The organism is Ruminococcus sp. AM43-6 (genome assembly GCF_003461785.1).
Classification (GTDB): Bacteria; Bacillota; Clostridia; order Oscillospirales; family Ruminococcaceae; genus Hominimerdicola; species Hominimerdicola aceti.
The window spans coordinates 147,466-159,345 of the sequence record NZ_QTXU01000004.1 but is presented as its reverse complement, the minus strand read 5'-3'; the positions used below and the strand labels follow the sequence as shown (position 1 = coordinate 159,345).

General features: G+C 43.2%; 13 protein-coding genes and 1 tRNA gene. 8 read left to right on the top strand and 6 right to left on the bottom strand.

Features of this window, described 5'->3' with window-relative positions; genetic code table 11:
* Both DW938_RS04755 and DW938_RS04750 read right to left on the bottom strand, forming a co-directional pair.
* The coding region (locus tag DW938_RS04755) for an AAA family ATPase (RefSeq protein ID WP_147342360.1) at positions 1–633 on the bottom strand (633 nt) is incomplete at its 3' end.
* A 26-nt stretch (positions 634–659) separates the two neighbouring features.
* Complete coding sequence (locus tag DW938_RS04750; RefSeq protein WP_118124040.1) at positions 660–1,049, bottom strand: single-stranded DNA-binding protein; 390 nt, start codon at positions 1,047–1,049, stop codon at positions 660–662.
* Between the two features lie 286 nt (positions 1,050–1,335).
* Here DW938_RS04750 and DW938_RS04745 point away from each other — a divergent pair, with 286 nt between their 5' ends.
* The 3 genes from DW938_RS04745 to DW938_RS04735 all read left to right on the top strand — a co-directional run bounded on the left by DW938_RS04745 (position 1,336) and on the right by DW938_RS04735 (position 3,921).
* Positions 1,336–2,535, top strand: a complete 1,200-nt coding sequence (locus DW938_RS04745) for an IS110 family transposase (protein WP_118124039.1) — start codon at positions 1,336–1,338, stop codon at positions 2,533–2,535.
* Between the two features lie 253 nt (positions 2,536–2,788).
* Positions 2,789–3,217: a hypothetical protein gene (locus DW938_RS04740; protein WP_118124038.1), complete on the top strand. Its 429-nt coding sequence runs from the start codon at positions 2,789–2,791 to the stop codon at positions 3,215–3,217.
* A 95-nt stretch (positions 3,218–3,312) separates the two neighbouring features.
* A complete protein-coding gene (locus DW938_RS04735; protein WP_147342359.1) occupies positions 3,313–3,921 on the top strand; it encodes a hypothetical protein in 609 nt (202 codons plus the stop codon).
* A 5-nt stretch (positions 3,922–3,926) separates the two neighbouring features.
* Here the strand turns inward: DW938_RS04735 and DW938_RS04730 are convergent, their stop codons facing one another.
* Both DW938_RS04730 and mobC read right to left on the bottom strand, forming a co-directional pair.
* Positions 3,927–5,327 (bottom strand): relaxase/mobilization nuclease domain-containing protein, encoded by a 1,401-nt coding sequence (locus DW938_RS04730; protein ID WP_118124037.1) that lies wholly within the window; start codon positions 5,325–5,327, stop codon positions 3,927–3,929.
* Entirely contained in the window at positions 5,276–5,629 is a 354-nt protein-coding gene (gene mobC / locus DW938_RS04725) for a plasmid mobilization relaxosome protein MobC (protein WP_242992376.1), read from the bottom strand. Before mobC ends, DW938_RS04730 begins: the two co-directional genes overlap by 52 nt.
* A gap of 515 nt (positions 5,630–6,144) precedes the next feature.
* Here mobC and DW938_RS04720 point away from each other — a divergent pair.
* The 5 genes from DW938_RS04720 (at position 6,145) to DW938_RS04700 (ending at position 9,958) form a co-directional block, all read left to right on the top strand.
* On the top strand, positions 6,145–6,435 hold the full coding sequence (locus DW938_RS04720; RefSeq protein WP_242992374.1) for a hypothetical protein: 291 nt from the start codon (positions 6,145–6,147) through the stop codon (positions 6,433–6,435).
* Between the two features lie 529 nt (positions 6,436–6,964).
* On the top strand, positions 6,965–7,459 hold the full coding sequence (locus tag DW938_RS04715) for a helix-turn-helix transcriptional regulator (protein WP_118124036.1): 495 nt from the start codon (positions 6,965–6,967) through the stop codon (positions 7,457–7,459).
* Positions 7,459–7,890, top strand: a complete 432-nt coding sequence (locus DW938_RS04710) for a hypothetical protein (RefSeq protein WP_118124035.1) — start codon at positions 7,459–7,461, stop codon at positions 7,888–7,890. Before DW938_RS04715 ends, DW938_RS04710 begins: the two co-directional genes overlap by 1 nt.
* A 387-nt stretch (positions 7,891–8,277) precedes the next feature.
* The gene (locus tag DW938_RS04705; protein ID WP_117923823.1) at positions 8,278–8,496 is read left to right on the top strand and encodes a helix-turn-helix domain-containing protein; all 219 of its coding nucleotides are present in this window, start codon (positions 8,278–8,280) and stop codon (positions 8,494–8,496) included.
* Positions 8,497–8,632: 136 nt separating this feature from the next.
* Complete coding sequence (locus DW938_RS04700) at positions 8,633–9,958, top strand: tyrosine-type recombinase/integrase (protein WP_118124034.1); 1,326 nt, start codon at positions 8,633–8,635, stop codon at positions 9,956–9,958.
* A gap of 260 nt (positions 9,959–10,218) precedes the next feature.
* Here DW938_RS04700 and DW938_RS04695 read toward each other — a convergent pair.
* Together DW938_RS04695 and DW938_RS04690 are read right to left on the bottom strand one after the other, a co-directional pair.
* Positions 10,219–10,305: transfer RNA gene (locus tag DW938_RS04695), tRNA-Leu, on the bottom strand.
* A gap of 105 nt (positions 10,306–10,410) precedes the next feature.
* On the bottom strand, positions 10,411–11,754 hold the full coding sequence (locus tag DW938_RS04690) for an MATE family efflux transporter (protein ID WP_118124033.1): 1,344 nt from the start codon (positions 11,752–11,754) through the stop codon (positions 10,411–10,413).
* Positions 11,755–11,880: the final 126 nt, after the last annotated feature.

Below are 11,880 nucleotides of genomic sequence, written 5' to 3'. Positions count from 1 at the left end.
TTCTCGCTGCATAATTCTTGTTCGAATAAAATGTGTCAAGTGATATTGACAAAACCAAACCATTGTCGGCAGCACTCCGATTAGGTCCAGCTTCGGGTTGGTGTTTGCCTTGACGAGCTGTGTGAGAGCTTCAAGGGACTGTAAGCCGTCCATACTGAATTTCTGTATCAGCACTCTGTCCGCAGCGGTAAGAGCATTGATAAGGAGCGTTCCGAGAGACGGCAGGCAGTCGATCAGCACGAAGTCATAACCTTCGATCACATCTTCTGTGAGTATCCTGTGGAGAATATGCTCCTTAGAGATCATCGTGACCATAAGCGTTTCCGCATTTGCGAGGTTGATGTCGGAAGGAATGTAGTCCACTCCTGCGGTATCGCTGTGACGTATCGCATTCTGAGTGGCTTCAGCGTTCAAGGGCGTTCCTGCGTGGAATGACATGATAAGCTGTGTCATAGTCGGATTGCCGTTCGGCTCGTATTTCAGGTACTCGGAGAGGTTTGCCTGCGGATCGAAGTCCACAAGCAGAACCCTCTTTCCGTGGTTCAGAGCAAGACAAGCTCCGAGATTGTATGCGGTAGTGGATTTGCCAACTCCGCCTTTCTGATTGCTGATCGCAATGATAGTGGTTTCCATTTTTGTATCCTCCTTGTGATTATTGCTCAGAACAGCGGATCGTTCTCTGTGCCGATGTAGGGGTTATCGTAGCGGTTGGCGGTCGGTGCGGTGTTTTCACGCTTCTTACCGCCTGAGAAGTGGATCTCCTCAACTTTTACCTCGGTGGACGAACGCTTCTGACCGTCCTTTTCATAGCGGTAGATATGGACTGTTCCGACGAGTGTCACCATATCGCCCTTGCCAAACCAATCGACGATTACATCTGCGTTGCGGTTCCAGGCGGTGCAGGTGAAAAAGTCGGTTCCGGGATTTTCCTCGCCCTTGCGTTTTGGACGGTCGCAGGCAATCGTGAACTTGCAAAGACGGCTCTCGCCTTTGGTCTGGATTTCGGGATCGGCAGTCAGTCTGCCTGCGACTAAGAATTTGTTTAACATAGGTATTTACCTTCCTCGTATAATATATTTATGGGTAATTTAAAGAGAACCCACATGAAAACTCTTGTTTATCGCACAGAAAAGTGAGATAATAAATCTGTACAGTCAGAGGGTGCTGATCACTTCCTTGAAGTTTGGCTTCCAACGAAAGAGTAGCACCTCTGCTTTACGGACAGATACGAATGAGCTGGATCGCATTCAAGTGCTGAATCTCTAACGAGGTTGTGTTTCCGTAAAATACAGAGGACATCCTTTGCTGTAACAAAACTTTATGAGGTGCATCACAATGTTTTACTGTGGAATTGACATCGCAAAATACAAGCACGAAGCTTCTGTCATCGATATGTCCGGCAAAGCTTTGAGTAACAGTATTACTTTTGCCAATGACAGACAAGGCTGTGAAAAGGTTCTTGCCATCTTTGAAAAATCAGAAATAACCCCTGACAATATTGTCATTGGAATGGAAGCAACGGGTCATTACTGGCTTTCCGTATATACCTTTTTTCTTGAACTTGGATATACTGTTAAAGTTATCAATCCAATTCAATCCGAAGCCTTCAGAAAAATGTACATCCGTCAAACTAAAAATGACTCAAAAGATTCCTATATTATCGCTCAGATCATGCGTTTTGGAGAATACTCTGCAACTTCACTTTCTGAGGAAAATATCATTGCATTAAGACAGCTTTCACGCTATCGGCTTGCTCTTGTGGACGCTTGCGGCGACTGCAAAAGACGAGTGATTGCTCTGCTTGACCAGGTGTTTCCTGAGTATGACAAGCTGTTTTCAGATACATTCGGCAAGACCTCCTCAGAGCTTTTGCTCAACTGTCCCACGCCTGAGGATATGCTTGCGGTCTCCACAAGAAAGCTCACGAATATTTTGAATAAAGCAAGCCGTGGACGGTTTGGCAAAGAAAAAGCAGAAGAGCTTAAAGATGCTGCAAAAAACACCTTTGGCATTGCTTTTGCAAAAGACGCTTTTTCCTTTCAGATAAAGCAGCTGATTCAGCAGATCATCTTTACTGAAAAGCAGCTTTCTGAACTGGAGGAACAAATTGCGAATCTGCTTCATGAAACTAATCAGTATATCACCACGATCACAGGCATCGGTGATGTTCTCGGTGCAATTATCGTCAGTGAAATCGGCGATATCAATCGCTTTGAACGTCCGAATCAGCTTGTTGCGTTTGCTGGGCTTGATGTGACTGTTAAGCAATCAGGTGAATTTTCAGGTACGAAAAACAGAATTTCAAAACGTGGTTCCCCTTACTTAAGAAGGGCAATCTGGCTTGCCGCACAGCGTGCTGCTTTTTGTGATCCTATTTTATCTGAATACTATCAGTCTCTCAAAGCAAGAGGCAAGCATCATCTGACTGCTGTCGGTGCTGTTGCTCGTAAGCTTTGCAACATTATTTTTGTGATTCTCAAAGAGAACAGACCTTATTTGCCTATCCCCCCAAAAAAGTCTCAAAATTTATCTTGAATTTTGCTTTTGGGGTATTGACTTTTTATAGCTGGTCTTTCGTGGTTTCGGGTTTCTGTGTTCCTGTTGCGCTTTTATTATACTATGCAATATCCCTATTGTCAAATATAATTTTCAGGAGTTTTTGAATTTCGGCAATGCGCAGCAAAATATAAGATTTCCCCAGTGCAGCTTCACTAAGTTTTCGATTATACTTGACATATCCCCACTAATGTGATAGAATAGCTGTAATAACCGATCAAGGGGTGATCTGATGTATAAGCACACTTGCCAGATCTGCGGAATGGAGTTTGAGTCTCCGTCAAGCAGAGCGAAATACTGTATCTACTGCCGTGACAAGGCTCAGGTCATGCGGAACAGGGCATACAAGGAGAAGAAGCAAGCCGGAGAAGCAGTTGCAATCGGCAGCGAACAGATATGCTCTGTCTGTGGAAAGCCTTACACGGTGACGGCAGGCTCTCAGAAGTATTGTAAGGAGTGCCGGCAGAAGCAGGCTCGTTCCAAGAAAATTTCCTCAAACGCACAGTATGCCAAAGCAAATTACAAAACGCTGAAGCTGTATGTGTCTGCCAAGGAGCGTGATGCGATCAAGGCTTATGCGGAATCACTGGGGATGAGCGTGAATAAGCTGCTGCTCACGGCTTTGGAAGAATACAAATCAAATCATAGAAAGGAACTTTAATAAACATGAATCAAGAAGATAAACAATTTCCACTTGACTCGAAAAAGAACTGCTGCATTTATCTTTGTAGGATCATTTCATCTTGTGAGTTGTGTATGGATAAAATGAAATCTTACAATACCGAACTTAAAGAATATGTTGATAAATACAAAGGACAAGATACTGTTCCCTATAAGATATATAGCGAAATGACTGATAAAACCTATAATGTAATATCGTATCTTGTCAATTTGCTTGGCGATTCACAAAAAGTATCTATATCGTACTTTAAGTATCGAGAACATATTAGAAAACGAGTAAAAAAAGGAAACACAGATATTCCATTATTAGAAGCAACTGAAGAAATATCACAGCTTTTAACTCAATTTAACCGAGAAAGAAACTGGCTTAATCATATTCCAGAATCATTATTGATTGAAGAATTAAAAAGAGTTGATGAAGGCAAAATGGAATTTCCTATGAATCCTGTGGAAATAACGCATTATAACTATGTAACATATGAGTATTTTAATAATTTGTACTTATCAAACTGTGAGTTTTATAGTCGAGCAAGAAAACTGATTCAATTTGCTAAAAAGGAATACTCTATGCTTATGGAATGTAGCATTCTATATCCAAGAGTTTACTCAGATAAACCAATAGATATTGAAAAAAGTATTGCCGCAAAAGAATCAGCCAAAAAGCAAGGAATCAAAATAGAATAAATAATTTATTCCAAATTCCCATTCTTCTTACGCTTGCGGTCTTGCTGCTGTTCGTTGCGTTCCTGACGGAGAAACTCCTCAATGGTACGCTGTGCGTCGGCAAGGTCACGCACCCGCTTATCCGCTTCACGAAACTGCTGATCTTTCAATGAACGCTCTTGTATAAGGGCGTTTATTTTTTGCTCCAGATTCTCTACGGTCGGGATATGTCCCGACGGGTAAAGCTCCAACACCTGAGTGCGTATCTGTCCGTATTCGGTCAGCTCGGCACTGTTGTCCTTGCGGTACTTCTTCGCCTCACTTCCGCTGAGAGTTTTCAGCTCTTCACCGTACACTTTCAATTTGCGGTATTTCCGCAGAACTTTCAGCTTGACTTTCAGATCTTCTATCTCGGTATTTATGGAATTCAGCTCGGAGAGAAGACTACGGCTATTGGCATATGCCGACATTGCCGCAGGACGAATCTGCTCAGGTTCTACACCATACTCGGAAATCACGTTCTTTGCGATACTGGCGAGCTTCATATTGCCACGGTCGATAGCGTCCTGCACGAACTTGTTCGGTGGCTTCTTTGTGATAACTCTGACCTTTGTCCTCGGTGTGTAAATCATAACTCCGTGATACTGAGCGATGCGGTCTTTGATCTGCCGTGTTTCATAGTACCAGCCGAGTGTTTTGGCACGAGTCATCTTGGCTCTCGGATTGCGTTCTTTCTGCTCCACAAGCATAAATTTCAGGTCGATCTTGTGGTCGGGATCGTACTCGACAAGCACACCGTACTCGGCACACTTTCTAAGAAAATCATCGAAGTCCTCGCTTGCTTTTACAACCTGATCTATCGTGTGTTTCAGCTTGGCTTTCCAGCTCAGACCCTGACGGTTCATATCCCATTCCCAATGGCTCTTGCCCCTCGTTCTTTCGGGGTGGTCGATCACTGAAAGATGATGCCGTTTGCATATCTCGTCTGATAGGTCAAAAAGCTTCTTCCACGCACGTTTCTTGACCTTGCCCTGATTCATATTGGTCTCGAAAGTTCTGCCGTTGGCACGGCTCACATTATTGAAGATAACGTGCAGATGTGTGTGGTCGGTATCAGTATGGACTGCAAGGAAGTATTGGTATTCGCCTTTGAGGAATTTTTCACAAAGTTCCTTGCCAACTTCCAAAGCTCTTTCAGGCGTGATCTCACCCGGCTTAAAGCTCTGAATAAAGTGCTGAGAGAGGACAGTATTCAAGCCTGTTCCGCCTGCACGGACTGCACTAAAATCTCTGCTTGCCTGTGCAGGATCAGAGCTGCACCCGTATGTGAAGATCAGTCTGCCGTCGTCTGTCTTTTCAGGATTGGCGATATAGGCTAACGCTTTAGCCTCAGTAGTTTTGATTGCAAAGAGTTTAGTAGTTGCCAAATTTTATCCTGTCCCTCCTTGATGTTCACAATGTCCTCGGCATATACTTTGTTCGTGCTGTTCACTCTAACAGCTATCTGATTGATGTTGTTGGCAATACTGCCGACAAGCCTGTAAATCTTATCAAACTTCTCCTCATCAAAATTGACGATATATCCCTCAAATATCATAGTCCTGATAAACTCGCTCCGTGACCTCAGACCGCTGTTGCGAAACTTTCGCTCAATCGCTTCGTATTCTGCTTCGGTGAGGCGTATTTGCATATACCGATTATGTGGTTCGATCTCTGCTATTTTTCTCATCTCCTTCGTTCGGGGTTCAAGGGGTGTCCCTCTTGCAAGCATTGTATCGAAACATTCAATTCCCGAGAAATTGTAATGCGGAGATACCGAGCTTGCTAGGTTTGAATCACGCCCTTCGTGCGCGACTTCAATTTGAGCCTTTGGCTCTGTAAAGTTTCCTCTCTCCGTTGGAGGAATTGGAGCTTTGCGACTTCGGCTGCAATACCCCCTTACTTATCTACCGCCATATTTGAAAAATCGGGAAAGAAATCTGCAAGAGTTCACAAAAAGTTTACGATTGAATTTGCTGGTGATACAGCATTCCGAACGTTATGCCGCTTTTTTCCGAACCCGATTGATTCTCGTGCATAATTATGGTGAAATGTTAAGAGCAGGTTGTGTCCGTATCGCTGTCTGACAGAAGAAAAAATTTCATTTAGGACGATGCGTGAACGGGATAAGAAAAATACAAAAATCCCTATTCTGAAACGGAGTTCAGAACAGGGATTTTCAGCTTTTGCAGGAGGGAAAATAAAATGGATCATGAAAAAATTATATACATCTACGATTATCTGTCACGGTACACAGACGAGAACCACGATGTATCGATCAGCCAAATACAAGAACACCTCGCCAATGCCTGCAATCTGACTAGGGTGAAGAACGTAACGATTCGCCGTGATCTTGACAGGCTGACTGCTATGGGGAATCATATCGTAAAGCATAACCGTGAACATAACACGGCATACTACGCTTTGATCGACAAGGGTTTCTCAGGGGTGATAACTGTGTACTGGACGATGATAATTGATCACGGTCTGCACTGATTGCCTTGCGGATTTATTTGTGCTGATATAGAAATTGAGTGTGTTATGCTTTAAACTCTCGGCATAAAGGGCGGTCTGAGCAGATCAGGCCGTCCTTTTTCTTATGCCTAATGTGATAGGAAGATGAAATTTTGGTGAAAAGTTGCCGCACTATGGCTTTACACGAAGGGTTAGTTTTCAATAGTGGGACAGAGGTTTGAATGAGTTAGGTGAAAATGTTGGATTGGTAGTGCATTATCAAAAAGTGCAGGAAAATGGGGCTTTTATAAAAATCGGGTGCTCCCGAACGGGAACGCCAAGAAGTTGCTTTTTATGCTGTAATAGTTCATAATAATAATATAAAACGCATTGGTGCGTTTCTCCAACGGTGAACCTTACTGCGCAGGGGCTACTCGATCACTGTATGGAAACTGAACATCAAACAATCGAATGGACGAGTAATGTTTGATTGTCGGACGGGTATATTCCGAATGACAGGCTTACTATGTTCATTTGCTGATTTCCGTCCGACAGAAAGGACGGAACCAGTATGATGAATGATTTACATACTCCTCAGATTCTATTATTTAGCGAACAGGAGGAGCCGCAAAGCTACGAAATTTACGTTTACGGAACTGATGATCTTGTTGAGCAGCATAAGGACAGCTTCTGCTTAGCATTATGTCGGTATTTAGACGAGATCCATATAAGCCAGAAAACGCTGGCAAGGTTGACAGGGATTGCTCCCTCTACACTCTCACGGTATCTTTCGGGGAAAAGAAAGATGCAGTATGATTGCCTCTGTGCGGTCTGTATCGCACTCAGACTTCACCCTTGCAGGCAGCGTTATTTGTTTTCGCTCCTGATGTATGCGTTGCCATGTTATCAGGATTTCAGAAAAGCAGATAAGAACATCATCATGGCGTATCTTGACGGCTGTGCGTTCAATAACCGTTATACGCTGACAGCCTGCAATGAACAGTTGAAGGCAATCCATGCCAAACCTCTTACACACCTGACCTCTGCTATGGGGGACAGTGTGTAATGGGAAGATTTATGTATATCCACTTTGGCGACGATGTTCCCCGTAACATTGAGAAAGAGTACAACAAGCTCTTGCGAAAAGAACGATACCTTGAGGAGCGGGATGCAGAAAACGGAATGATCTATCCCGATTTTGACGCTGTTCTCTCTGTGAATCCCGATCCTGCAAGTATCCCAATAAGCGAGGAAGAAGAGCAGGAGCAGATCAGGCAACGGAACAGGCATGACTATCTGCCTGATGCCTTAGAACTTTTGAAATCGGATTTTCCTGAAGGGTATGAGCTGATACGGGATTACTTTCTGAGAGAGGACAAGGTGACGATGTGGTATCTCGTTGAGAAATACGGCTTGTCCATTGACGTGGTGCGTTATCGAATCAAGATCGCAAAGCAGAAGCTCAAAGAGTATATTATCTTGCACGAAAATGAATGAATAAATATGTGCAGAACGCTGATTTTTTCTTTTTGGAGAAAGAAATATGGGAAAAACTTTCCCGATTTTGCAAAATCCTCGGTTGATATATAGAGGGGTTCATACCACTGATGTTTGATAAGGGTACGGATCACTTGCTGACATAACTATCCTCTGTGATAAGGGACGGTACGGTTTTTCCATTTGCCGCACAGTCCCCTTAGCTTTGTTTGGCAGCTGATATGCTGTCGGGAGCTTCCTCTTGATCTGAGTGGGAAGCTGCCAACAGTACATCAAATATCAGGCATAAAAATAACTGACAACGATGCACTTTGTATCTTGACAATAGAATATGGAACATCTACGCTTTTTCAGTTTCTTTTTCTGACAGGAAGGAGGTTATGTCCTATGGATTCAATACCGCTTGAAGTTGTATATAAGAATATGTATAGTGAATATCCTGAGATACTGGAAGTGAAGGACTTATGTGAAATTCTCGGCTATGGAAAGAAAAAGATTTATCAGCTTGTCAAGGAAGGACAACTCAAAAAAATTCCTTGTGGTAGAACGATCAAGGTCGCAAAAGTTACGGTTATAGATTTCGTTCTGCAATGCGCACAAAAATAACTGGTAGAAATGTCCCTTGTGTCAAATTTAGTAGAAGTGGTAGGAAAACGCTTGCAAATGGCCTTGTTTCGCGCTACAATAGAGTTATGAGGTCAATCGCGCAGACCACCGCTTTCGACATAAGGAGGGTAATATAATGAAAGCAAGTCTGCCTTTTAAGTACATTATTGCCGATAAGAAAGGAAAAAACTATGTTGTCTTTGACTTCAAGGACGACAGTGGCAAGCGTAAGAGAAAATGGGTCACGACCGATTTGCCTGCTGACTGCTCTTATAAAGCACTGACAGCAAAGGTGAACGTCATTGTAGCAAAGTTCTATGAGGAGTTTCTCACAGGCAGCTTAACAAAAGTCAAGGAAGCTCCAAAGGAAAAGGAAAAGACAGAACTCAGCGAGGAGAGCCTCAGTGATGATGCTGAATGCAAGACGAGTTTTGAGTTCACGGCATTTCTTGATTACTGGCTTGAAACGATCAAACCGACACTCGCCCGAACCTCTCATCAGAGCTACACTCGCTATATCACCAGGATCAAAAACTATTTTGACGAGCGTTATCCGCATCTTCTTCTCGGCAACCTGACAGCTTTACAGCTTCAGCAGTTCTATAACGATAAGTACAACAGCGGTCTTTCGGGCAATTCGGTAAAGCATTACCACGCCAATATCCACAAAGCACTAAAATATGCTGTAAAAATGGATATGCTCGATATAAACGTTGCAGATAAAGTTGAACTGCCGAAGATCCAGAAGTTTGAAGCCAATTTCTACAACAAGGACGAGTTGGAACAGCTCTTTGAAGTATTCAAGGGCGACAGACTTGAACTTGTGGTACATATTGCAGCCTACTACGGACTTCGCAAGAGCGAGATTATCGGTTTGAAGTGGGATTCCGTCAACTTTGAAGAAAAGAAACTCACGGTTCGCCGTAAGGTTTCCAGCACTTATGGCAGCGGCAAAGAAATGATCTTTGTCGAAAATCAGCTTAAAACTGAGTCCAGTGTAAGAACTTTTCCCTTGATCCCTCATATTAAGCAGATGCTGATCGAACGCAAAACCCTTGAAGGATACTATTCGAAGCTCCTCGGTAAAGACTTTGACAGGGAATATGACGGCTTTGTTTGCCGTGACAACTTCGGTAAGCTGATCACGCCAAACTTTGTGACTTCTCACTTCAAGTACATCATTCAGAAAAATAAGCTCAAACACATTCGATTCCATGATCTTCGTCATTCATGTGCCAGTCTGCTGCTTGCAAACGGAATATCCATGAAGGCGATCCAGGAGTGGCTCGGACATTCAACATTTAATGTTACAGCCAATTTTTATAGTCACCTCGACTTTCATTCCAAAGTGGAGTCTGCGGAGACTATCGCCAAAGTGTTGGGTGGAGACAGTGCAGATACGGAGCAGGCTATCCATGATAAAGGTTCTGAGGGCAAAAAAAGTCGCAAGTCCTCAACCTGAGAACCTGCGATAATAGTGTGCCGATCGTCTACCCATTCTACCACGGCGGCATTATAAAAAAAGTTAATCAAGTCAACTTGACACGGGGGATAAAAATCTTTTGTGCTAAGACCAAAAATGAAAGTGAAATTGAAAAAAGCAGCGATTTTGGTAGAAAATTTGGTAGAAATCCGGTAGAAAAACGCTCATTCACAAGAAACTTTTCTACCAAATTAGTCAGAAAATAAGAAAAGAATGCCGTAAAATCGACATTCTTTCATTGGTGCCGCTGACCGGACTTGAACCGGTACGGGTTTTACCCCGAGGGATTTTAAGTCCCTTGTGTCTGCCTATTCCACCACAGCGGCATGCAAGATATATTATAACACTTTTTTTGCAAAATGTCAACGCTTTTTTGCAAATTACAAGTTGTTGAACGGAAATAAGTGGTAATGGCAGAATAGCGGCAGTTTTTATTTTAAATCTTTTTGCCTTGAAACTGAAAATCTGTAGATAAATAAAGATATCAAAGCGGTGACGACTTCTGTTATCCAGAATGCGTTCCATACGCCTGTTGGTCCCGTGAGCTTGCAGAGGAAGAACGCAAGTGGCAGTATTATCGCAATAAATCTGCACAGAGATATCATAAGCGACGGAATGCCCATGCCAAGTCCCTCCAGTGCACCTGATGAGGTGACGGATACAGCGGAGATAACAAAGCCGATACAAATTAGGCGCAGTGCTGTTTTGCCTATGGCGATAGTGTCAGCGTTTTCCGTGAAAAGCCCTATAAGCTTGGCTGGGAAAAGTGCGCATATGATAGTTCCTGCCGCCAATATCACACCTGTCATGTAAAGAACAATGCGGTAAATTTTCTTCACACGCTCCCTCTCGCCTGCTCCGTAGTTAAAACTGATAACTGGTCGCATACCCTGAATAACACCGTTTGCGGGTAGATAAAGAAAGGTCTGGAGCTTGTAGTAAATTCCAAGAACAAGCACATAGCTTTGTGAATATGCCGCAAGTATGCCGTTGAGGGCGGATATGAGAAGTGACGGCAGAGCAAGATTAAGTGTTGCAGGAATGCCTATGGAGTACATCTTTGCGATTATCATGCCGTCGGGACGCTTGTGTTTTGCGGAAAGCTTAACAGGAAGCTCATAGCGAAGATATGCTATTATGTATATGACAAGAGTCAGCACCTGACCGATACCGGTGGCGAGTGCCGCTCCCTTTATACCCATCTCAGGAAAAAATCCAACGCCAAAAATAAGCAGAGGGTCAAGGATTATGTTTGCGATACAGCCGCAGAGCATACTGAACATTGATATCTTCATTCTGCCGACAGATTGGAATATCTTCTCAAATGCAATGGCAAGCATTAATGCAGGAGAGAATGTAAATACAATGTTGCAATACTGCACGCCAAGATCTACAACGTTTTTATTACTTGTGAACATAGATAGAAATGCAGGCATTATAAGTATACATATTATCATTAGCACAATACCATGCAAAGCCGAAAGGGCAAGCCCCTGAGTTGCGGCAATGTCAGCCTTTTCCTTTCTGCCTGCACCAAGATATATGGCAATGACCGCATTGATGCCGATACCAAAGCCGATAGCAGTGGCACTTATAAAATTCTGCACAGGGAACACCAGTGAAAGCGATGTCATTGCGTCCTCGCTTATTTTTGCTACAAAAAAGCTGTCAATGATGTTGTAAAGAGAGTTTACAAGCATTGATATCACCATTGGCAGGGACATTGAAAGCAGAAGAGGGAAGATCGGTCTTGTTTTCATGAAATCACTGTTCATTTATTTTTTTACACTCCTTTGTCTGTGGGCAGAAAAAAAGCCGCACAGCCTGTTTGCTGTGTGGCGAAAAGTGACATACTGTCAGGAAAAATCCACGCAAGTTTTACAAAGTATATTTTAACATAG

Bases quoted from the DNA above. Each gene is read 5' to 3' on its own strand.
- DW938_RS04750 (WP_118124040.1), bottom strand. From the start codon at position 1,049: ATGTTAAACAAATTCTTAGTCGCAGGCAGACTGACTGCCGATCCCGAA.
- DW938_RS04745 (WP_118124039.1), top strand. From the start codon at position 1,336: ATGTTTTACTGTGGAATTGACATCGCAAAATACAAGCACGAAGCTTCT.
- DW938_RS04740 (WP_118124038.1), top strand. From the start codon at position 2,789: ATGTATAAGCACACTTGCCAGATCTGCGGAATGGAGTTTGAGTCTCCG.
- DW938_RS04735 (WP_147342359.1), top strand. From the start codon at position 3,313: ATGGATAAAATGAAATCTTACAATACCGAACTTAAAGAATATGTTGAT.
- mobC (WP_242992376.1), bottom strand. From the start codon at position 5,629: ATGAGAAAAATAGCAGAGATCGAACCACATAATCGGTATATGCAAATA.
- DW938_RS04720 (WP_242992374.1), top strand. From the start codon at position 6,145: ATGGATCATGAAAAAATTATATACATCTACGATTATCTGTCACGGTAC.
- DW938_RS04715 (WP_118124036.1), top strand. From the start codon at position 6,965: ATGATGAATGATTTACATACTCCTCAGATTCTATTATTTAGCGAACAG.
- DW938_RS04710 (WP_118124035.1), top strand. From the start codon at position 7,459: ATGGGAAGATTTATGTATATCCACTTTGGCGACGATGTTCCCCGTAAC.
- DW938_RS04705 (WP_117923823.1), top strand. From the start codon at position 8,278: ATGGATTCAATACCGCTTGAAGTTGTATATAAGAATATGTATAGTGAA.
- DW938_RS04700 (WP_118124034.1), top strand. From the start codon at position 8,633: ATGAAAGCAAGTCTGCCTTTTAAGTACATTATTGCCGATAAGAAAGGA.
- DW938_RS04690 (WP_118124033.1), bottom strand. From the start codon at position 11,754: ATGAACAGTGATTTCATGAAAACAAGACCGATCTTCCCTCTTCTGCTT.